Raw genomic sequence first — 19137 nt, 5'->3', positions numbered from 1 at the left:
TCCCAAGCAGTCACCCGACCCGCGGGCTCGCCGGTACGTCCGGCCGGCTCCTCTCACTGCAGGAGAGGAACCCGAGCCCGCGGGTCGTCTGCGTTTTCCACGCCTTCCCCCGTCCCGGTGTCCCGTCCCGCCCGGGTGCGCCGCCTCAGGGGCAGAGGCGCTCCACGTGCCACTTCCCGCCCTCCAGGGCGTAGCGCAGGCGGTCGTGCAGCCGGTTCTCGTGGCCCTGCCAGAACTCCACCGCGTCGGGCTCCACCCGCAGCCCGCCCCACTCCGTCGGCACCGGGACCTGCTCGCCCTCCGGGTAGCGGGCCTCCAGCTCCGCGTAGCGGCGGTCCAGCTCCGCCCGCGAGCCGATCACCCGGGACTGCTCGCTCGCCCAGGCACCCAGCTGGGAGCCGTGCGGGCGGGAGCGGAAGTAGGCCGCCGTCTCGTCGCGGCCGACCCGGGAGGCGGTGCCGGTGACGACGACCTGGCGGGCGATCGGATGCCAGGGGAAGAGCAGCGAGACGTACGGGTTCGCCTCGATCTCGCGCCCCTTGCGGGAGCCGTAGTTCGTGAAGAACACGAAGCCCCGCTCGTCGAACTGCTTCAGCAGCACCGTGCGGGAGCTGGGGCGGCCCTCGGGCGTGGCCGTCGAGACGACCATCGCGTTGGGTTCGAAGACGTGCGCGTCCGCGGCCTGCTGGAACCAGCGAGCGAACTGCGCCATGGGCGTGTCGGCGAGGCTCCCCTCCTCGACGATCTCGGAGCGGTACTGCTTGCGCATGACGGCGGGGTCAAGGTCCTGATCGGTCACGCGGGCCATCCTGCCGCAGGACGGCACCCGGGGGTGTGCCGTATGTCACGCTTCCGAACCCCCGGAGGAACGGACAAAATCTTGGGGCCGGTCCGAGGGTCCCCGCACGGATGACCATCGGCCGTGCCGGGCATCAACGGGGATGACCGCGCCGGACCGCGAATCACGCCGGGAACCGCGCGTGTTCGCACTATCTGAGGAGCCGCCTGATGTCCGATTTCGTACCCGGACTCGAAGGGGTCGTCGCGTTCGAGACGGAGATCGCCGAGCCCGACAAGGAAGGCGGATCGCTCCGCTACCGGGGGGTGGACATCGAAGACCTGGTCGGCCACGTCTCCTTCGGGAACGTGTGGGGCCTGCTGGTCGACGGTGCGTTCAACCCCGGCCTGCCGGCCGCCGAGCCCTTCCCCATCCCGGTGCACTCGGGCGACATCCGGGTGGACGTGCAGTCCGCGCTGGCCATGCTCGCGCCGGTCTGGGGGCTGAAACCGCTGCTGGACATCGACGAGCAGACCGCGCGCGACGACCTGGCGCGGGCCGCCGTCATGGCGCTGTCCTACGTCGCCCAGTCCGCCCGCGGCCAGGGCCTGCCGATGGTGCCGCAGCGCGAGATCGACAAGGCCGAGTCCGTCGTCGAGCGGTTCATGATCCGCTGGCGGGGCGAGCCCGACCCCAAGCACGTCAAGGCCGTCGACGCCTACTGGACCTCGGCCGCCGAGCACGGCATGAACGCCTCCACCTTCACCGCACGGGTGATCGCCTCGACCGGCGCCGACGTCGCCGCGGCGCTGTCCGGCGCCGTGGGCGCGATGTCCGGGCCGCTGCACGGCGGGGCGCCCTCGCGCGTCCTCGGCATGATCGAGGAGATCGAGCGCACCGGCGACGCCGTGGCCTACGTGAAGAAGGCCCTGGACAAGGGCGAGCGGCTGATGGGCTTCGGCCACCGCGTCTACCGCGCCGAGGACCCCCGCGCCCGCGTGCTGCGGCGCACCGCCAAGGAGCTGGACGCCCCGCGCTACGAGGTCGCCGCCGCCCTGGAGAAGGCCGCCCTGGAGGAACTGCACGCCCGCCGCCCCGACCGGGTGCTGGCGACCAACGTGGAGTTCTGGGCCGCGATCATGCTGGACTTCGCGGAGGTCCCGGCGCACATGTTCACCTCCATGTTCAGCTGCGCCCGTACCGCCGGCTGGTCGGCGCACATCCTGGAGCAGAAGCGCACCGGGCGGCTGGTGCGGCCGTCGGCCCGCTACGTCGGGCCGGGGCGCCGCAACCCCGCCGACATCGAGGGCTACTCGGACATCGCCGAGACCGCCTGATCCGGTCGCACCCGGGTCACCGGGACCGCCCGATCCGGTCGTACCGGTTCGCGGAGGGCGCCGCACCCAGGTCGGGGTGCGGCGCCCTCGTGCGTCACGTGAGCGCGTCCTCGATGATCCGGGACCACTGGGCCACCACCCGGGCCCGGCGGGCCGTGTCGTCGGTGAGGACGTTGGCCAGGCCGAGGCCCCGGGCCATGTCCAGGAGGCCCTGCACGGTCTCCCGTACGCCGGGCACCGACTCGTCCGCGCCCAGCAGCTCCACCGCGATCCGGTGCGTCTCACGGCCCACGCGGGCCTCCAGCTCGGTGACCCGGGGGCGCAGCTGCTCCTCGTTGGAGGCCGCGACCCACAGCTGGAGCGCGGCCCGGAAGAGCGCGCCCGTGTACAGGTCGACCAGGGCCTCGACGACCGCATGACGCGGGGCCGGGGCCGAGTGGAAGAGCTCGCGCAGGGCGGTGGAGCGCTCCTCGGAGACGTACTCCACGGCCGCCGTGAAGAGGACCTCGCGGGTCGGGAAGTGGTGCTGGGCCGCGCCGCGCGAGACACCGGCGCGTTCGGCGACCACACCGACCGTGGAGCCCGCCCAGCCGTGCTCCGCGAGGCAGGAGACCGCCGCCTCCAGGAGGTGGCGGCGGGTGACCCTGCTGCGGGCCTGCTTGGGTTCCTGGCGGACGGGCCGGGGGGCTTCGGGGGTGCCGGGGGTGCCGCCCTGAGGGGTGTCGGTCATCGTGCCCATGACGGGTCCCGGCGCTCGAAGCGGGCGGTGATGCCCTCGCGGGCCTCCGCGGAGGCGAAGAGGCGTGCGGAGAGGTCCGTCAGGCGTGCGCCGTCCCGCTCCAGGGTCTCCCGCAGCCCGGCGGTGACCAGGGCCTTGGTCTCGGCCAGGGCCTGCGGGGAGGCCTTGCGCAGGCCGTCCAGGACGGGGCGCAGCGCCGTGTCCACGTCGTCCGGGGTGTGGAGCGTGAGCAGGCCGATGCGGGCCGCCTCGGCGGCGTCGAAGGGCTCGGCGGTCAGGAAGTAGCGGGACGCGGCGCGGGGGTCGAGCCGGGGCAGCAGGGACATCGAGATCACGGCGGGGGCCAGGCCGAGGTGGGTCTCGGTGAAGGCGTACGAGGATTCCGGGCCGGCGGCGGCGATGTCGCAGGCGCCGAGCAGGCCGAGGCCGCCGGCGCGGACGTGGCCGGTGACGCGGGCGACGACGGGCTTGGGCAGCTCGGCGAGTTCGCGGAGCAGGGCGAGGAAGTCGGCGGGGTCGCAGGGGGACTTGAGGTCGGCGCCCGCGCAGAAGGTGGTGCCGGTGTGGGTCAGGACGACCGCGCGGGTGCCGGGGTCGGCCGCGGCGGTGGCGAGGGCCGCGCGGAGGGCGGCGACCAGGTCCGTGGAGAGGGCGTTGCGGTTGGCCGGGGAGTCGAGGGTGAGCGTGGTGATGCCGGTCGCCTCGGCGGCGTGCACGAGTGGGGCCATGTCTCCTCCGGAGGGGTCTGCGGGTGCCCTGGCCGGGCGGGGATGTGGGCGAGTCGGGGGCTGGGGCTGGGCGGGGTCGGGGCTGGGCGGGGTCGGGGGGCCGGGGTCGGGGCGGGGTCGGGGGGCCGGGGTCGGGGCGGGGTCGGGGGGCCGGGGTCGGGGCGGGGTCGGGGGGCCGGGGTCGGGGCGGGTGCCGTCCGGGACTGCATGATTTATGGCGCCCTCTCCGCGTCCGAGTGTGCGGGCGGCACCGCGCGCCAACAAATCACGTTTTACGTCCCGGACAACACCCCGCCCCGTCCCCGCCCCCGGCCTGCGTGACCCCGGCCTGGACACAACGACCCCGGCTCGGCCAGAACAACGCCGGCCCGGTCAATACGGCTCCGGCCCGCCCTGGTGAGAACGACTCCGGCTCGGCCAGGTTGTCCCCTGCCCGGTCATGTCGGGCCCGCCCCGGGCAGGGCCGCGGCTCGTTCGGGTTGGTGGAGCGGTCAGTAGGACTTGGGGAGGCCCAGGGTCTGGTGGGAGACGAAGTTGAGGATCATTTCCCGGCTGACCGGGGCGATGCGGGAGACGCGGGACGCGGTGATGAGGGAGGCCAGGCCGTACTCGCGGGTGAGGCCGTTGCCGCCCAGGGTGTGGACGGACTGGTCGACCGCCTTGACGCAGGCTTCGGCGGCGGCGTATTTGGCCATGTTCGCGGCCTCGCCCGCGCCCAGGTCGTCGCCCGCGTCGTAGAGGTGGGCGGCCTTCTGCATCATCAGGCGGGCCAGTTCCAGGTCGATGTGGGCGGCCGCCAGGGGGTGGGCGATGGCCTGGTGGGCGCCGATGGGCTGCTTCCAGACCTGGCGGGTGCGGGCGTAGTCCACCGCTTTGGAGAGGGCGTGGCGGCCCATCCCGATGGCGAAGGCGGCCGTCATGATCCGCTCGGGGTTGAGGCCCGCGAAGAGTTGCAGGAGGCCCGCGTCCTCGTCGCCGACCAGGGCGTCCGCCGGCAGGCGGACTTCGTCCAGGGTGAGCTCGAACTGCTTTTCCGCCGCCTGGAGTTCCATGTCGATGACCGAGCGGCCGAAGCCGGGCGCGTCGCGGGGGACGATGAAGAGGCAGGGTTTGAGGCTGCCGGTGCGGGAGTCCTCGGTGCGGCCCACGATCAGCGTGGCGTCGGCTATGTCCACGCCGGAGATGAAGACCTTGCGGCCGGTGAGGATCCACTCGTCGCCGTCGCGGCGGGCCGTGGTGGTGATGCGGTGGGAGTTGGAGCCGGCGTCGGGTTCGGTGATGCCGAAGGCCATGGTGCGGGTGCCGTCGGCGAGGCCGGGGAGCCAGGCCCGCTTCTGGGCGTCGGTGCCGAAGCGGGCGATGACCGTGCCGCAGATGGCGGGTGAGACGACCATCATGAGGAGGGGGCAGCCCGCGGCGCCGAGTTCTTCGAGGACGAGGGAGAGTTCGACGATGCCGCCGCCCCCGCCGCCGTACTCCTCGGGGATGCTGACGCCGAGGTAACCGAGCCGGGCGGCGTCCGCCCACAGCTCGTCGGGGTGGCCGCCCTCACGGGCGATACGGGCGAGGTACTCCCGGCCGTACTTCTGGCCGAGGGCGGCCACCGCCGCGCGCAGGGCCTTGTGTTCCTTGGATTCGAGGGTGGAGCTCATCGTGGCGTTTCCTCCTGGACTACGGCGAGCAGGGCGCCGAACTCGACCTGTTGGCCGGTGGCGGCGTGGAGCGCGGTGAGCGTGCCGGAGGCCGGAGCGAGGATGCGGTGCTCCATCTTCATGGCCTCCAGCCAGAGCAGGGGCTGCCCGGCGGTGACGGCGGTGCCGGGGGCGAGGCCCTCGGCGACGCGGACGACGGTGCCGGGCATGGGCGCGAGCAGGGAGCCCGGTTCGGTGCGGTCCTGGGGATCGGGGAACCGGGGGACGGGGACGAGGGCGTGGGCGCCGAGGGCAGAGTCGACGTAGACCGTGTTCGATTTACGTTTCACGTGGAACACGCGGCGCACGCCGTCGACTTCGAGGGTGACGCGCGTGGGCGTGGTGGCCAGGACGCGGACGCCGGGGTGGTTCACGGGGTGGTACTGGACCTCGTGCTCCATGCCCTCCGAGGTGTAGCGGCGGGCGTGGGGCCGGGAGCGGAGGTTGCGCCAGCCGCCCAGGCGGGAGGCCAGGGGGGCGTCAGCCTCCGGGGCCGCGTCGGCCAGGGCTGCGGCGAGGGCGGCCAGGGTGGCGTCGGGGGCCTTCTCGGTGAGGGCGGCGAGGTGGCGGTCGTAGAAGCCGGTGTCGATCCGGCCGGAGGTGAACTCCGGGTGGCGCAGGGACCCGACGAGCAGTTCGCGGTTGGTGGTCAGGCCGTGGATGCGGGCCCCTGCCAGGGCGTGGGCGAGGATCCGGACCGCCTCGGCGCGGGTCGGCGCGTGCGCGACGACCTTGGCCAGCATCGGGTCGTAGTGGACGCCGACCGGGTCGCCCGCGGTGAAGCCGGTGTCGACACGGACCCCGGCGGGGAAGTCGAGGGTGTGCAGGACCCCGGTCTGCGGGCGCCAGTCCCGAGCCGGGTCCTCGGCGTAGAGGCGGGCCTCCACGGCGTGGCCGGAGGGCTCCGGGGGCGTCACGGGCAGGGCCGTTCCCTCGGCGACGCGCAGTTGGAGGGCGACGAGGTCGAGACCGAAGACGGCTTCGGTGACCGGGTGTTCGACCTGGAGGCGGGTGTTCATCTCCAGGAAGTACGGGCGGCCGTCCTCGGTGACGAGGAACTCGACGGTGCCGGCTCCCCGGTAGGAGACGGCGCGGGCGGCGGCGACGGCCGCGGTGTGCAGGGCCTCGCGCAGGGCGGCGGGCAGGCCGGGGGCGGGGGCCTCCTCGATGACCTTCTGGTGGCGGCGCTGGAGGGAGCAGTCGCGGGTGCCGAGTGCCCAGACGGTCCCGTGGGCGTCGGCGAGGACCTGTACCTCGACGTGGCGGCCGCGTTCCACGTAGGGCTCGGCGAAGACCTCGCCGTCGCCGAAGGCCGACAGGGCCTCGGCGGACGCGGCGTCGAGGGATTCCTTGAGGGAGTCCAGGTCGCGTACGACGCGCATGCCGCGGCCTCCGCCGCCCGCCGCGGCCTTGAGGAGCAGGGGGAGGTCCGCGACGGTGGCGCCGACCGGGTCGACGGGGTCGAGGAGGGGGACTCCGGCGGCGCGCATCAGCTCCTTGGCCCGGGTCTTGGAGGCCATGGCCTCGATGGCCTCCGGCGGCGGACCGATCCAGGTCAGGCCGGCCGCGCGGACCTGCCGGGCGAAGCCGGCGTTCTCGGAGAGGAAGCCGTAGCCGGGGTGGACGGCGTCGGCGCCCGCGGCGAGGGCGGCCTCGATGATCAGGTCGGCGCGCAGGTAGGTGTCGGCGGGGGCGGCGCCGGGCAGGCGGACGGCCGTGTCGGCGTCGCGGACGTGCAGGGCGTCCGCGTCGGGGTCGGAGTGGACGGCGACGGTGGCCAGGCCCAGGGTGCGGGCCGTACGGAAGATCCGGACGGCGATCTCGCCCCGGTTGGCGACGAGGAGGGAGGTGATGGTCATCTGCGGGCTCACATCCGGAAGACGCCGAAGCCGCCACGGACGCCCTCGACGGGGGCGTTGTGGACGGCCGAGAGGCACAGGCCGAGGACGGTGCGGGTGTCGCGCGGGTCGATGACCCCGTCGTCGTACAGCCGCCCGGAGAGGAAGAGGGGGAGGGACTCGGATTCGATCTGGGCCTCGACGAAGGCGCGCATCCCGGCGTCCTGTTCCTCGTCGTAGGGGAGCCCCTTGGCCGCGGCGGACTGCCGGGACACGATCGAGAGCACGCCGGCGAGCTGGGCGGGGCCCATGACGGCCGACTTGGCGCTGGGCCAGGCGAAGAGGAAGCGGGGCTCGTAGGCGCGTCCGCACATGCCGTAGTGGCCGGCGCCGTAACTGGCGCCGATGAGGACGGACAGGTGCGGGACGCGGGAGTTGGAGACCGCGTTGATCATCATCGAGCCGTGTTTGACGATGCCGCCCTGCTCGTACTCCTTGCCGACCATGTAGCCGGTGGTGTTGTGGAGGAAGAGCAGCGGGATGTCGCGCTGGTTGGCGAGCTGGATGAACTGGGCGGCCTTCTGCGACTCGGCGCTGAACAGCACCCCCTGGGCGTTGGCGAGGATGCCGACCGGGTAGCCGTGCAGGGTGGCCCAGCCGGTGACCAGACTGGTGCCGTACAGGGGCTTGAACTCGTCGAAGTCGGAGGCGTCGACGATGCGCGCGATGACCTCGCGGGGGTCGAAGGGGGTCTTCAGGTCCGGCGGGACGATGCCCAGCAGCTCCTCCGGGTCGTGGAGGGGTTCGGCGGCCCGCGGCGGATCGGCGTACGGCTTGCGGTGGTTGAGGCGGGCCACGATGCGGCGGGCCTGGCGGATGGCGTCGTACTCGTCGAGGGCGTAGTGGTCGGCGAGGCCGGAGACGCGGGCGTGCATGTCGGCGCCGCCGAGGGACTCGTCGTCGCTCTCCTCGCCGGTGGCCATCTTGACCAGCGGCGGGCCGCCGAGGAACACCTTCGAACGGTCCTTGATCATGACGGTGTGGTCCGACATGCCGGGGATGTAGGCGCCGCCGGCGGTGGAGTTGCCGAAGACGACCGCGACGGTCGGGACGCCCTCCGCGGAGAGCCTGGTCAGGTCGCGGAAGACGGCCCCGCCCGGGATGAAGATCTCCTTCTGCGAGGGCAGGTCGGCGCCGCCGGACTCCACGAGGCTGATGCAGGGCAGCCGGTTGAGGCGGGCGATCTCGTTGGCGCGCAGGGCCTTCTTGAGGGTCCACGGGTTGCTGGCGCCGCCGCGCACGGTCGGGTCGTTGGCGGTGATCAGGCACTCGACGCCCTCGACGGTGCCGATGCCGGTGACCATCGAGGCGCCGACCGGGTAGTCGCTGCCCCAGCCCGCGAGCGGGGACAGCTCCAGGAAGGGGGTGTCGGGGTCGAGGAGCAGTTCGACGCGCTCGCGGGCCAGGAGCTTGCCGCGGTCGCGGTGGCGGGCGGTGTACTTCTCGCCGCCGCCGGCCAGGGCCTTGGCGTGTTCGGCGTCGAGTGCGGCGAGCCGTTCCAGGGCCTCGGTACGGGCCAGGGCGTGCTCGGGGGAGCGGGGGTCGACGGTGGTGCCGAGACGGGTCATGGGCGGGTCCCCTCCGGGGCGGGCGGCGGCAGGAGGTGCGTCGGGATGTCCAGGTGGCGGGCCCGCAGCCACTCCCCGAGGGCCTTGGCCTGGGGGTCGAAGCGGTGCCCGGAGGCGACCCCGGCGCCGAGGAGGCCGGGGACGGTGAAGTTGAGGGCGCGGAGGTTCGGCAGCTCGTGCCGGGTGACGGGGAGGGCGGCGGTCTCGGGGAGCAGGGTCTGGAGCAGCTCGGTGGTGAGGGTGTCCCGCAGCCACTCCCAGGCGGCGTCGCCGCCGACCCAGACGCCGATGTTGGCGTCGCCGCCCTTGTCGCCGCTGCGGGCTCCGGCCAGTGCCCCCAGAGGGGCGCGGGTGGTGGGGGCGGCGGGCCCTGCCGGTGGCCCTGCGGGCCCTGCCGGGGCGGTCGGCCCTGCGGCGCTCTCCCCCGCCCCGCCCCTTCCCGGAACCGGGGGCCGCGCCCCCGGGCCCCCGTCCCGGGGCTCCGCCCCGGACCCGTCGGGGGCTCCGCCCCCGGACCCCCGCGCCTCAAACGCCGGCGGGGCCGGAAGGGCCTCGCACGGCGGCAGGACCGGAAGGGCCTCGCACGCCGGCGGGGCCGGAAGGGGTACCCGGGTGGCGTCGGGGAGGACCGCGGTGTGCGGTACCCGGGCGGCGGGGACCGCCCCCGAGGTGAACACCCCGTACGGCTGGGCCGGTCCCGGCGGGGCCGTGACGTGGAAGCCGGGGTAGCTGCCGAGGGCCAGTTCGACCGCCGACGAGGTCAGGGCGCGCCCGACCCGGTCGGGGGACGGGTCGCGGACCACCAGCCGCAGCAGGGCGCTGGCGGTCTCCTCGGTGGCGGCGTCCTCGTGGTCGGTCCGGGCCAGGGTCCAGTCGGCGGACTCCACCCCGGCCAGCGGGCCGGCCAGCTGCTCGGTCACCAGGGCGGCCTTGGCCTCGACGTCGAGGCCGGTCAGGACGAAGACGACCTCGTTGCGCCAGCCGCCGATGCGGGTGACGCCCACCTTGAGGGTCGGCGGCGGGGGCTCTCCGAGGACGCCGCTGATCCGGACCCGGTCCGCGCCGTCGGAGTGGAGGCGGACGGTGTCCAGGCGGGCGGTGACGTCGGGGCCGAGGTAGCGGGGGCCCTGGGTCTCGTAGAGGAGCTGGGCGGTGACGGTCCCGGGGGTGACGGCCCCGCCGGTGCCGGGGTGCTTGGTGATGACGGCCGAGCCGTCCTCGGAGACCTCCGCGAGCGGGAAGCCGGGGCGGCGCACGTCGTGGGCGGTGAAGAAGGAGTAGTTGCCGCCGGTGGCCTGGGTGCCGCACTCCAGGACGTGCCCGGCGACCACCGCCCCGGCCAGCCGGTCGTACGCGTCCGGCGCCCAGTCGAACCACCAGGCGGCGGGCCCGCTGACCAGGGCCGCGTCGGTGACCCGGCCCGTGACCACCACGTCCGCGCCCGCCCGCAGGCAGGCGGTGATCCCGGCGCCGCCGAGGTAGGCGTTGGCGGTGAGCGCGCCCTCCTCGTAGGGCATGAGGTCGTCGCCCTCGACGTGGGCCACGGCGACGGGGACGCCCGCCTTGGCCGCCAGTTCCCGTACGGCGTCGGCGAGGGCGGCCGGGTGGAGTCCGCCGGCGTTCGTGACGATCCGTACGCCCTTCTCGTGCGCGAGGCCCAGGCAGTCCTCCAGCTGCCGCAGGAAGGTCTTGGCGTAGCCGCGGCCGGGGTCCTTGAGGCGGTCGCGGCCGAGGATCAGCATGGTGAGCTCCGCCAGGTAGTCCCCGGTCAGGACGTCCAGCGGGCCGCCGGTCAGCATCTCGCGCAGGGCGCCGAGCCGGTCCCCGTAGAAGCCGGAGGCGTTGCCGATGCGCAGCGGGCGGCGGTTCACCGGTCTTCCCGCGGGGCGCGGCCGGAGCCGGCGGGGCCGGCGAAGGCCTGGGCGATGTCGAGCCAGCGGTCGGCGTCGGGGCCGGTGGCGGTGAGGGCGAGGTCGGCGCGGTGGGCGCGCTGGGTGACCAGAAGGCAGAAGTCCAGGGCGGGGCCGGTGACGCGCTGCGGGGCGTCGGCGGGTCCGTACGCCCACACCTCGCGGCCGGCCGGGGCGGTGAGTTCCACCCGGACCTCCGCTTCGGGCACGGGCAGTCCGCGCACGGCGTAGGCGTAGGCGCGGGCCCGTACGCCGATCCGGGCGACGTGCCGCAGCCGGGCACCGGGAGTGCGGCGGACCCCGAGGGCGTCGGCGACGTCCTGGCCGTGCGCCCAGGTCTCCATCAGGCGGGCGCTGGCCATGGAGGCGGCCTTCATCGGGGGCCCGTACCAGGGGAAGCGGGCGTCGGGCGAGGCGGCGGTGAGGGCCGCGTCGAGCGCGCGGCGGCCCTCGCGCCAGCGGGCGAGGAGGTCGGCGGGGGCCAGCCGGGCCCCTTCCTCGGCGCCCTCGTCGACGAAGGAGTCGGGGGCCTTCAGGGCCTCTTCGACCCTGAGCGCGAAGGCGTCGGGGTCGGTGAGGGCGAGCAGCGCGGCCTGGTCGGTCCAGTGCAGGTGGGCGATCTGGTGGGCGATGGTCCAGCCGCTCGCGGGGGTGGGAGCGGCCCAGCCGGACGCGGGCAACTCCCCCACGAGGGCGTCTAGTTCCCCGCTCTCCTCCCGTAGATCGGTGAAGACGGCGACGGCGGACGGATCGGGCACGGTGTGCTCCCCTCTCGGCGTGAGGGGAAGCCTGGCAGCCTCCGTTTAAACAATCAAGCATGCTTGCATGATTTTTGCAGCGCCCGTCCGGTTCCCGCCACCACCCCCAAACCCGTTCGGGTGAGACCGAGTTGGCGCATTGACCGCGCCACCCGCCCGCTCCCCCGGCCGCCCCCGCACCCGGCCGGGGAGGCTTTCGGCCGTCCGCCGGGAAGCCCCCGGACAGCGCCGTCCGGCGCGCCGATACTGAAGGTTCCGCCGCCCGCTCGCGCAGCCGCATCCGAACACGTCCACGCCCATCGACGAAGAGGATGAACGCCTTGAACCCGGCATCCCTACCGCTGAACCCAGCATCCCTGCCGCTCCATCCCGAACTCGACGTGACGGCCCTCGGCGCCTTCGCCGCCGCCCTGGAGAGCGGCGATCCCGCCGGGCTGCCGCCCGCCCGCGCCGCCGAGGTGGCGGCCGTCCGGGCCGTCGCCGTCTTCAGCCGGGGCAAGGTGGCCGGCGCGGGCGGGGACCTGCTCGACGCCGCGCTCTGGCGGCACACCGGACCCGGGCCGCGTCCGGTGGTGGTGGTACCCGCCTCGTGGACGGACCAGGGCTGGGTCACGTACGCCGTGCAGGCGAGCCTCTTCGCGGCGCGCGGCTACGACGTCCTCGCCTACAGCGCCCGCGGGTTCGCCGCCTCGGAGGGCCACGTGGACGCCGCCGGGCCGCTCGACGTCGCCGACGCCGGGCACGCCCTGGACCACCTGCTGGAGCGCACGGCCGGGCCGGTCACCCGGATCGGCTTCCTGGGCCACTCCTACGGCTCGGGCATCGCCCTGCTCGCCGCCGCGCACGACACCCGGGTGGACGCGGTCGCGGCGCTCGGCGCCTGGGGCGACCTCGGGGAGGTCCTCTACGAGAACTCCACCGCCCGCGCCTCCGCCGTCCAGGCCCTGTACGCCGCGGCGGCCCGCGCCCGGCTGGGCCGGCGAACCGAGCGGGTGCTGGAGAACGTCCTGGCCGGCCGGGACCCTGAGGAGAACCTGCGGTGGGCGCGGGAGCGCTCGCCCTTCACCCACCTCAAGGAGATCAACCGCCGCCGAGTACCGGTCTTCCTCTCCCTGGCGTGGCACGAGACCCTCTTCCCCGCCAACCAGACCCTGAAGCTGTTCGGCGAACTCACCGGCCCCAAGAGGCTCGACGCCTCCGTCGGCGACCACGCAGGCCGCGAGACGACCGGCCTGCTCGGCCTGCCGAACCGGATCTGGACCGATGCCCACCGGTGGTTCGACCACCACCTCCGAGAGGTCGACAACGGCATCGCCGACGAGGGACAGGTCCTCGGCGAGGTGATGTGGACCCGTGCCCTGGAACGCCACCCCACCTGGAACTCCCTCACCCGCCGCACCCGTCGCCTGCACCTCACCGGCGGCGGGGAGCTCGCCGAAGCGCCTGAGCCGGGCTGGACGGCCGGGGTGGTGTGCGGGGTGGAGACCCGGGTGCGGGTCGCCGACGAGGTCGTGCGCTCCGGATCCGCGGAACTGGCCGGCCTGCCCGCGGTCTACCGGGCCGACGCCGTCGACCGTACGGTGGCCGCCGTCTGGACGTCCCCGCCGGTCCCGGAGACCGCCCGGCTGCGCGGCACTCCCCGGCTCCGGGTGACGTACCGCGCCGCGAACCCCGGGTCGACGTTCGTGGCGTACCTGATGGACCTGGCGCCCGACGGCTCCGCGCACCTGGTCACGCACGCCCCGTTCAGCGACCTCCACTCGGCCCCGGACAGCCTGATCGGCGCGGACATCTCCCTCCAGGCCACGGCCTACGACGTCCCGCCCGGCCACCGCGTGATGCTGGTGCTGGCCGCCCGCGACCCCTTCTACGGGGACGCCAACCTCCCCCGCGCCACCCTCGCCTTCACCTCCCCCGAGCCCACCCCGTCCTTCCTGGACCTGCCCCTGTCCTGACCCCCGTACAGGTCAGGGAGCGAGGTCGGCGACGGTGGGGACGACGACGCCGAAGACATCGGCGATGGTGGTCAGGGCCGCCGCCTGGAGGGCGGCGGCGGGAAGGACCGTGCCGTCGGGCGCGGCCAGCGAGCGGGTGGCGGTCGCCTCGGCGACGACGGTGGGCCGGTAGCCCAGGTTGAAGGCGCCCTGGGCGGTGAAGGCGACGCACATGTGCGTCATGAACCCGGCCAGCACCAGGTCGGGGCCGGCGCCCAGGTCGCGCAGGACCTTCTCCAGGTCGGTGGCGTGGAAGGCGTTCGGCACCTGCTTGACCACAACCGGCTCGCCGTCCGCGGGCGCCACCTCGGCGCTGATGGAGCCGGCCTCGGACGCGAGGTCGTAGCCGGCGTCGGCGACGTGGACGACCGGCGTGCCGGCCGCACGGGCGGCGGCGAGCAGCCGGGCCCCGGCGGCCAGGGCCGCCCCGGCGCCGTCGAGGGCCATGACGCCGCCGCGGTAGGTGTTCTGGAAGTCGATCAGGACCAGGGTGCTCTCGGCCAGGCGGGGCGGCGTGCTGTCGAGGCCGATGACGTCGCGCAGGCTCACGGAGGCGGTCATGGTGGGGTGTTCCTTTCGGTGAGGAGGCACGGCGGGGCCACGGGGCCCGCGCGCCGGGGATCGGGAAGGTCGCGAAGCGGTGTGCGGAAGCGGTACGGGGCGTGCGCGCGGTACGAGGGCCGGACGCGGTACGAGGGGTGCGGACGCGGTACGAGGGCCGGACGCGGTACGAGGGCGTGCGGACGCGGTGCGGGGGTGGTCAGGAAGCGGTGCGGAAGCGGCGCCGGTAGGACGCCGGGGTGATGTCGAGCTGCTTGCGGAAGGCGCGGTGCAGCGTTTCCACCGAGCCCATCCCGGTGGCCGCCGCGACCCGCTCCAGCGGCTCGTCGGTGCTCTCCAGCAGCCTGCGGGCCGCCTCGACCCGGGCGGCCTCCACGTAGGCGGCCGGACTCGTGCCGGTCTCCTGCCGGAACACCCGGGCGAAGTGCCGTTCGCTCAGGCACATCCGCCCAGCCAGCGCGGCCGCCGACAGTTCACCGTCGAGGTGCTCGGTGATGAACAGGCGCAGCTCGTCGATGTCCCTGCGGGCCGCCGCGGGCCGGCTCAGCGGCACGCTGAACTGGCTCTGGCCACCCTGTCTGCGCAGGTACATCACCAGCTGCCGGGCCACCGCGAGCGCCAGCTCCTCGCCGTGGTCCTCGGCGACCAGCGCGAGCGCGAGGTCCATGCAGGTGCTGATGCCGGCCCCGGTCCACACCCGGCCGGACCGGACGAAGATCGGGTCGGCGTCGACCCGTACCCGCGGGTGCTCGGCCGCGAGCTGGGCGGCGGTCGACCAGTGCGTGGTCGCCCGGCGGCCGTCCAGCAGCCCGGCCGCGGCGAGCAGGTGCGCGCCCACGCAGACGGAGGCGATCCTGCGGGCGTGCGGCGCGGTGGCCCTCACCCACTCGACGACGTGCTCGTCGACCCGGGCCACCGGCCCGTCCGGGCCCGTCCGCACGGCGCCGGGCACCAGCAGGGTGTCCACGGCGGCCCCGACCTCGTCGAAGGTCAGATCGGCGACCAGACGCACCCCGGCCGCCGTTCGCACCTGGCCGGCGCCGGGAGCCGCGAGCCGGACCTCGTAGCCCGCGCGGCCCCCGCTCTCCCGGTTGGCCAGGGCGAACACCTCGGCCGGGCCGGTGACGTCGAGCAGGTCGACGTCCGGGAAGACCGCGATGACGACGCGGTGGGAAGGGGACATGCGTCCATGGTCACGGGGCCGCCGGACGGCCGCAATGACGGCTCCCTGTCACATCCGGACACGAGCCGGCCGGCGAGGGGCCCGCACATCGCGGTCCGCCTACAGCGCCGCGCGTGCCTTCCTGCCGATCTGGGAACGCACCGCGCCCATGCTGGCGGCGATCACCAGGGCGATCGCGACTCCGTCGAGCACCGACATCTCCTGCCCCAGCACCAGCAGCCCGGCGCTCGCCGCGATGGCCGGCTCCAGGCTCATCAGGATCGCGAAGGTCGGGGCGGCCAGCCGGCGCAGGGCGAGCAGTTCCAGCGTGTACGGGAGTACGGAGGACAGCACCGCCACGCCCAGCCCGAGGGCGAGGGTGCTCGGCACGAGCAGGGCGGAACCCGCCTGTGCGACGCCCAGCGGCAGTGAGATGACGGCAGCCACCGCCATCGCCAGGGCGAGGCCGTCGGCCTGCGGGAAACGGCGGCCGGTGCGGGCGCTGAAGACGATGTACGCGGCCCACATCACGCCCGCACCGACCGCGAAGGCCGCGCCGGCCGGGTCGAGGGAGCCGAAGCCGAAGCCGCCTCCGCCGTGCCCGGACAGCAGGACGACGCCGGCGAGGGCGAGGCCCGCCCACAGCAGGTTCACCAGGCGGCGGGAGACGATCACCGAGAGGGCCAGCGGGCCGAGGACCTCCAGGGTCACGGCCGGGCCGAGCGGGATGCGGTCGATGGACTGGTAGAAGAGGCCGTTCATGCCCGCCATGGCCACGCCGAAGGCGAGGACCGTGCCCCAGTCCGAGCGGGTGTAGCCACGCAGCTTCGGCCGGCACAGCACCAGCAGCACCAGCGCGGCCGCGGCGAGGCGCAGGGTGACCACGCCCGCGGCGCCCACCTGCGGCATCAGCGTGACCGCGAGCGCCGCGCCGAACTGCACCGAGACACCGGCCGAGACCACCAGGGCGACCGGGCCGAACCGGTTCCGGGCCGAGGCCGAGGCCGAGGCCGGGGCCGACGCGGCGGGGGCCGACGCGGCGGGGGCCGGGGCGGCGGGGGCCGGGGCGGCGCCGGCGGTGCTGGTACTGGCGGCGCCGGTGCTGGTGGTGGTCGTCGGGGACGAGGATGGTGCGGGCATGAATCCAGACTAAGGGTATGTAAGGACCGTAACTCCGTGTTTTGCCTTACGGTCACGCGGTTTTCACAGTGCGTCCCCTCACAGCGCCTCCGCCAGGAGTTCCGCCAGGTGGCGGGCCCGGTGGCCGTCGGACAGCTGCGCGATCTGGGTGCGGCAGGAGAAGCCGTCGGCGAGGACGGCCGTGCCCGGGGCGGCCGCCCGCAGGGACGGCAGCAGCTGTTCCTCCGCGCACGCCACCGAGACGGCGTGGTGGCCGGGTTCGAAGCCGAAGTTGCCCGCGAGCCCGCAGCAGCCCCCGCTGAGCTCCCCGCTCAGCCCGGCGCGCCCGCGCAGCCGCCGGTCGGCGGCGTCGCCGAGGACGGCGTGCTGGTGGCAGTGGGTCTGGCCGGCCACGGGCCGGTCCAGCCGGGGCGGGCTCCAGTGCGGGGCGTACTCCTCCAGCGTCTCCGCGAAGGTGCGCACGGCCGCCGCGAGCCGGTGCGCCCGGGGGTCGTCGGGGAGCAGGGCCGGGAGGTCGGTGCGCAGGGCGGCCGCGCAGCTGGGTTCGAGGACCAGCACGGGCCCCCGTACCTCCCCGACGGCGTCCAGGGTGCGGCGCAGCACCGTACGGGCCCGGTCCAGGCGGCCGGTGGAGAGGTACGTCAGCCCGCAGCACACCCGGCGGGCGGGAACGGCGACGGCGAGGCCCGCGGCCTCCAGGACCCGTACCGCCGCGCGGCCGGCCTCGGGGGCCAGGTACTCCGAGAAGGTGTCGGGCCACAGCGTCACCGTCACGGCCTGCTCCCCGGCAGCCCGCTCCCCGGCCGTCACCGCCGTCCGCCCGCGCCACCACCGGGTGAACGGCACCGGCGCCAGCGGCGGCAGGGCCCGCTCCCGGGCCAGCCCCGGCAGCGGGATCCGGCGGGCGGCCGCGTTCGCGGCCCGGGTCGCGCGCAGGGCGGTGATCATGCGGAGCCAGTCCGGCAGGCCGCCCAGCAGGTAGTGGGAGGCGGGCCGCAGCCGGCCCGCCCAGTGGCGGTGCAGGAACTCCGCCTTGTACGCGGCGACGTCCACGCCGACCGGGCAGTCGCTGCGGCAGCCCTTGCAGCCCAGGCACAGGTCGAGGGCCTCGGCGACCTCCGGCGAGCGCCACCCGCCGGTGATCGTCTCCCCGGCCAGCATCTCGTGCAGCAGCCGGGCCCGGCCGCGCGTGGAGTGCCGCTCCTCGCCGGTGGCCCGGTACGAGGGGCACATCACCCCTGCCCCGCCGACCTCCGTGGAGCGGCACTTCGCGACGCCGACGCAGGTGGCCACCTCCCCGGCGAAGGGGGTCCGGGGCAGCACCGCGAAGCGGAGGTTCTCGTCGAGGCGGGCCGGGCGGACCAGGATCCCGGGGTTCATCCCGCCGGCCGGGTCCCACACGTCCTTGTACGCCGCGAAGAGCGCGATGACCCCGGGCCCGTACATGCGCGGCAGCAGCTCCGCCCGCGCCTGGCCGTCGCCGTGCTCCCCCGAGAGGGACCCGCCGTGGGCCACGACCAGGTCGGCGAGCTCCTCGGAGAAGGTCCGGAAGCGGGCCACGCCCTCCCGGGTGACCAGGTCGAAGTCGATCCGGACGTGGACGCAGCCCTCCCCGAAGTGCCCGTACGGGGTGCCGCGCAGCCCGTGCGCCGCCAGCAGCGACCGGAACTCCCTCAGGTACGGCCCCAGCCGCGCGGGCGGCACCGCGCAGTCCTCCCAGCCCGGCCAGGCCATGGTGCCGTCCGGCATCCGCGTCGCCGTGCCGGCCGCGTCCTCGCGCAGCCGCCACAGGGCCCGCTGCCCGGCCGGGTCGGTGACGAGCGCCGCGTCCAGGGCGTCGGCGCCGCGCAGCAGGGTGCGGGCGGCCCCCTCGTCGGGCATCTCCACGAACAGCCAGGCGCCGCCCCGGGGGAGCCCGGCGGGGCCGCGGACCAGGTCCTCGGCCATGCCCTCGACGGTGAGCGGCCGGTGGGGCAGCAGCCCGGCGGCCGCGTCCGCCGCCGCGCCCTCGTCGGCGTAGCCGAGGACGACGAGCACGGGCGCGGCCGGGAGTTCCACCAGCCGGACCACCGCCTCGGTGACCACGCCCAGGGTGCCCTCGCTGCCGCAGAAGGCACGGGCGAGGCCGGTGCCCCGCTCGGGCAGCAGCGCGTCCAGCCCGCCGTAGCCGGAGATCCGGCGGGAGAAGCCGCCGGCCATGCCCGTGCGCAGCACCGCGAGGTTCCCCTCGACGAGCTCCCGCAGGCCCGCCGGGGCGCCCGCCCAGCCGCGCGCGAGGCGGTGCGCGGTGCCCCCGTAGGCGGTGACGGAGAGCTCGGCGACGTTGTCGGCGGTGGTGCCCCAGGCCACCGAGTGGGCGCCGCAGGCGTTGTTGCCGATCATCCCGCCGAGGGTGCAGCGGGAGTGGGTGGAGGGGTCGGGTCCGAAGGTCAGCCCGTGGGGGCGGACGGCGTCGCGCAGCCGGTCGAGGACCAGTCCGGGCTGGACGACGGCGGTCCGGGCGGCCGGGTCGACGGCGAGCAGCGCGTCCATGTGCCGGGTGAGGTCGAGGACGACGCCCGTGCCGGTGGCCTGTCCGGCGATGGAGGTGCCGCCGCCGCGCGGTACGACGGGCACGCCGGCCTCCGCGCACAGGGCGAGGGCGGCGGCCACGTCGTCGGCGTCGCGCGGGGCGACGACACCGATGGGGACGCGCCGGTAGTTGGAGGCGTCCATCGTCGTCAACGCCCGCGCGGCGGCTCCGAAGTCCACCTCCCCGCGCAGGTTCGCCCGCAATGTCCGTTCGAGTTCCCCGGGTGACGTCACGGCGCCCAGCCTGCCACCGCGCGGGTGCGTCTCATCGGGTGGACGCGCCTCCGACAGCCGGTCGGGGA

14 protein-coding genes are annotated in these 19137 nt (G+C 75.0%); 2 read left to right on the top strand and 12 right to left on the bottom strand.

All coding sequences use genetic code 11. From position 1 onward, the window contains the following. Positions 1-145: 145 nt before the first annotated feature. Positions 146-808, bottom strand: a complete 663-nt coding sequence (pdxH, locus tag ACZ5D2_RS19340) for a pyridoxamine 5'-phosphate oxidase (protein ID WP_266840823.1) — start codon at positions 806-808, stop codon at positions 146-148. Between the two features lie 200 nt (positions 809-1008). Here pdxH and ACZ5D2_RS19335 point away from each other — a divergent pair, with 200 nt between their 5' ends. Then, positions 1009-2115, top strand: a complete 1107-nt coding sequence (locus tag ACZ5D2_RS19335; RefSeq protein WP_468930651.1) for a citrate synthase 2 — start codon at positions 1009-1011, stop codon at positions 2113-2115. Positions 2116-2209: 94 nt separating this feature from the next. On the opposite strand, the gene ACZ5D2_RS19330 is transcribed toward ACZ5D2_RS19335, so the two are convergent. The 7 genes from ACZ5D2_RS19330 to ACZ5D2_RS19300 form a co-directional block, all read right to left on the bottom strand. Further along, the gene (locus ACZ5D2_RS19330; RefSeq protein WP_371677341.1) at positions 2210-2845 is read right to left on the bottom strand and encodes a TetR/AcrR family transcriptional regulator; all 636 of its coding nucleotides are present in this window, start codon (positions 2843-2845) and stop codon (positions 2210-2212) included. Next, entirely contained in the window at positions 2842-3582 is a 741-nt protein-coding gene (locus ACZ5D2_RS19325; protein WP_371677342.1) for an enoyl-CoA hydratase family protein, read from the bottom strand. Before ACZ5D2_RS19325 ends, ACZ5D2_RS19330 begins: the two co-directional genes overlap by 4 nt. A gap of 491 nt (positions 3583-4073) precedes the next feature. Beyond that, on the bottom strand, positions 4074-5234 hold the full coding sequence (locus ACZ5D2_RS19320) for an acyl-CoA dehydrogenase family protein (protein ID WP_371677343.1): 1161 nt from the start codon (positions 5232-5234) through the stop codon (positions 4074-4076). Further along, positions 5231-7132: an acetyl/propionyl/methylcrotonyl-CoA carboxylase subunit alpha gene (locus tag ACZ5D2_RS19315; RefSeq protein ID WP_468930645.1), complete on the bottom strand. Its 1902-nt coding sequence runs from the start codon at positions 7130-7132 to the stop codon at positions 5231-5233. The genes ACZ5D2_RS19320 and ACZ5D2_RS19315 overlap by 4 nt, the downstream gene beginning before the upstream one ends. Before the next feature lie 8 nt (positions 7133-7140). Continuing rightward, positions 7141-8739: an acyl-CoA carboxylase subunit beta gene (locus tag ACZ5D2_RS19310; RefSeq protein ID WP_266840813.1), complete on the bottom strand. Its 1599-nt coding sequence runs from the start codon at positions 8737-8739 to the stop codon at positions 7141-7143. Further along, positions 8736-10538 (bottom strand): acyclic terpene utilization AtuA family protein, encoded by a 1803-nt coding sequence (locus ACZ5D2_RS19305; RefSeq protein ID WP_468930696.1) that lies wholly within the window; start codon positions 10536-10538, stop codon positions 8736-8738. The genes ACZ5D2_RS19310 and ACZ5D2_RS19305 overlap by 4 nt, the downstream gene beginning before the upstream one ends. 68 nt (positions 10539-10606) lie before the next feature. Further along, positions 10607-11407 (bottom strand): TIGR03084 family metal-binding protein, encoded by an 801-nt coding sequence (locus ACZ5D2_RS19300; protein WP_468930640.1) that lies wholly within the window; start codon positions 11405-11407, stop codon positions 10607-10609. 320 nt (positions 11408-11727) lie between these two features. Between ACZ5D2_RS19300 and ACZ5D2_RS19295 the strand changes: the two genes are divergently transcribed. Beyond that, complete coding sequence (locus tag ACZ5D2_RS19295; RefSeq protein ID WP_371677346.1) at positions 11728-13362, top strand: alpha/beta fold hydrolase; 1635 nt, start codon at positions 11728-11730, stop codon at positions 13360-13362. A 12-nt stretch (positions 13363-13374) separates the two neighbouring features. On the opposite strand, the gene ACZ5D2_RS19290 is transcribed toward ACZ5D2_RS19295, so the two are convergent. The 4 genes from ACZ5D2_RS19290 to ACZ5D2_RS19275 all read right to left on the bottom strand — a co-directional run bounded on the left by ACZ5D2_RS19290 (position 13375) and on the right by ACZ5D2_RS19275 (position 19069). Beyond that, complete coding sequence (locus ACZ5D2_RS19290) at positions 13375-13962, bottom strand: isochorismatase family protein (RefSeq protein ID WP_371677347.1); 588 nt, start codon at positions 13960-13962, stop codon at positions 13375-13377. A 199-nt stretch (positions 13963-14161) separates the two neighbouring features. Continuing rightward, on the bottom strand, positions 14162-15145 hold the full coding sequence (locus ACZ5D2_RS19285; protein WP_371677348.1) for a GlxA family transcriptional regulator: 984 nt from the start codon (positions 15143-15145) through the stop codon (positions 14162-14164). A gap of 99 nt (positions 15146-15244) precedes the next feature. Further along, positions 15245-16264 carry an EamA family transporter gene (locus ACZ5D2_RS19280; RefSeq protein ID WP_371677349.1) on the bottom strand — a complete coding sequence of 340 codons (1020 nt, stop codon included), beginning with the start codon at positions 16262-16264 and terminating at the stop codon, positions 15245-15247. 78 nt (positions 16265-16342) lie between these two features. Then, complete coding sequence (locus ACZ5D2_RS19275) at positions 16343-19069, bottom strand: FAD-binding and (Fe-S)-binding domain-containing protein (protein WP_468930634.1); 2727 nt, start codon at positions 19067-19069, stop codon at positions 16343-16345. Positions 19070-19137 lie beyond the last annotated feature (68 nt).

This window comes from Streptomyces sp. NPDC031479, assembly GCF_055581065.1.
This window is presented reverse-complemented; position numbering and strand designations above follow the sequence as displayed.